The sequence below is a fragment of the Ilyobacter sp. genome (assembly GCF_041583315.1).
Classification (GTDB): domain Bacteria; phylum Fusobacteriota; class Fusobacteriia; order Fusobacteriales; family Fusobacteriaceae; genus Ilyobacter.
In genome coordinates, this window is record NZ_JBFHGC010000581.1 from 1 (window position 1) to 1,731 (window position 1,731).

The following is a 1,731-nucleotide window of genomic DNA, read 5'->3' on the forward strand; positions in this document are numbered from 1 at the left end:
ATGATAAAATCACATTGTTCAGTGTTGAATTTTTCCAATCCGTCATGACAATTTTTCATTGTCGGATTGGGCTGAACATCTTCGTATATTGCAAAGTTAATTTCATTTTCTGATAAAATATCAGTCAGTTTTTTTACAATACCTAAACTGTTTAAAACCTTATCCGTTACTACCAAGGCTTTTTTCAACCCCAAGTTTTTAATCTCTACTCCAGCTTCTTTAATTGCTCCAGGACCCACTAAGTTTAATGCAGGCCAATACATTCTTCTAACTGTTAACATGTGCAACCTCCTAAAGTATAATTTTTTATTATATTTTGGCTATGATTTTTAATTATTTTAGAAATTACTTTTAATATTTTAAATATTACTAAACAAAGGTGTCGTAATAATGTCATATAGTGTTATTTTTTTACAAAGCTATGTACTTTATTTGTTTTCATTTCACTCAGAGGCTGATTGGAATACCTATACCTAGTTTTTTTGACTTACTTAATCCATTAACTCAAAGTATTTATCTGTTTTTTTCTTTGAATCACTGCTCATCCTACTGACACTTTAGAATATTGGCAAGCATTGAAGTCAAAACTAAATTATGGGGAAAGATAAAAGGAAAGAGGGAACATTGTCTAATATAATTCATAACACGATGATACTGAAAGGGAGTGAGGACTGTGAGGAAAATATATGTATTAGATACCAATGTACTGATCCATGATCCACGGGCAATATTTAATTTCGTAGACAACGAAGTGGTAGTCCCTATATCTGTAATAGAGGAAATAGATAAACTCAAGAGAGATCCCACAACAGGGGCACAAGCCAGAATAACATCCAGAGTTATCGATAAAATAAGATCAAAAGGCTCTCTTTCCAAGGGAGTAGAGCTGGAAAACGATATATTTTTCAAGGTAGAGATAGGAGACGGAAACATAAAACTCCCGGAATTTATGCATAAAGAGCTGGTTGACAATAAGATACTGGCAGTTACTCTGGGAATAAAAGAACAAAATCCAGATAAAAAAGTGGTAATAGTAACCAAAGATATAAATATGAGGATAAAAGGAGACGCCCTCGGTTTAGAGGTAGAGGATTATGAAACAGACATGGTCAACTATTCTGAGCTATATGAGGGAAGCTATGAAGTGGAAGTCTCTGAAGAAGTATTTAAAACTTTTGAAAAAACCGGGAAGGTAAAAATAGAGGACGTATCTTCTCAGGAAAATGAACCGAATTGTTTTTATAAAATGAAAAATGCCGGAAAAACAATATCCGGACGATACTCTAAAACAAAAAAACGTATTGAAAGAATGGCTTTCTCAGATGTCAGTGCCTGGGGAGTCAGAGCTAGAAATGATGAGCAGGAGTATGCTATGGACCTTCTCATGGATGAAAATATAAAGGTAATAACCCTGGTAGGGAGAGCAGGTACGGGGAAAACTCTTCTTGCTGTGGCAACAGGTCTTGAACAGGTTGTGGAAAGAAAGAAATATAAAAAGCTTTTTATAGCTCGTCCTATTATACCTATGGGTAAGGATATAGGTTATCTCCCGGGAAGTGAGAAAGAAAAACTTAAACCGTGGATGCAGCCGATATATGACAATATTGATTTGGTTCTTTGGATATCTTTTTCTACATCACTATTTAATGCTATTTTTGCGATTTCAACATACCAAGCTGCAAAGTCTTCCCAACTAAAGTTGTGAATACTACGAGCCGCTTCTCCAAATTC

2 protein-coding genes and 1 pseudogene are annotated in these 1,731 nt (G+C 34.7%); 1 reads left to right on the forward strand and 2 read right to left on the reverse strand.

Translation table 11 applies throughout. The features are described from left to right. Positions 1-281, reverse strand: a 281-nt coding sequence (locus ABZA26_RS14410; protein ID WP_372715186.1) for an iron-containing alcohol dehydrogenase, incomplete at its 3' end; no start/stop codon positions are given. Between the two features lie 392 nt (positions 282-673). Between ABZA26_RS14410 and ABZA26_RS14415 the strand changes: the two are divergent. Next, positions 674-1,606: pseudogene (locus ABZA26_RS14415) on the forward strand (PhoH family protein); the annotation flags it as partial. On the opposite strand, the gene ABZA26_RS14420 reads toward ABZA26_RS14415, so the two are convergent. Then, on the reverse strand, positions 1,543-1,707 hold the full coding sequence (locus tag ABZA26_RS14420) for a hypothetical protein (protein WP_372715187.1): 165 nt from the start codon (positions 1,705-1,707) through the stop codon (positions 1,543-1,545). The pseudogene ABZA26_RS14415 and the gene ABZA26_RS14420 sit on opposite strands and share 64 nt — an antisense overlap. Between the last annotated feature and the right edge of the window lie 24 nt (positions 1,708-1,731).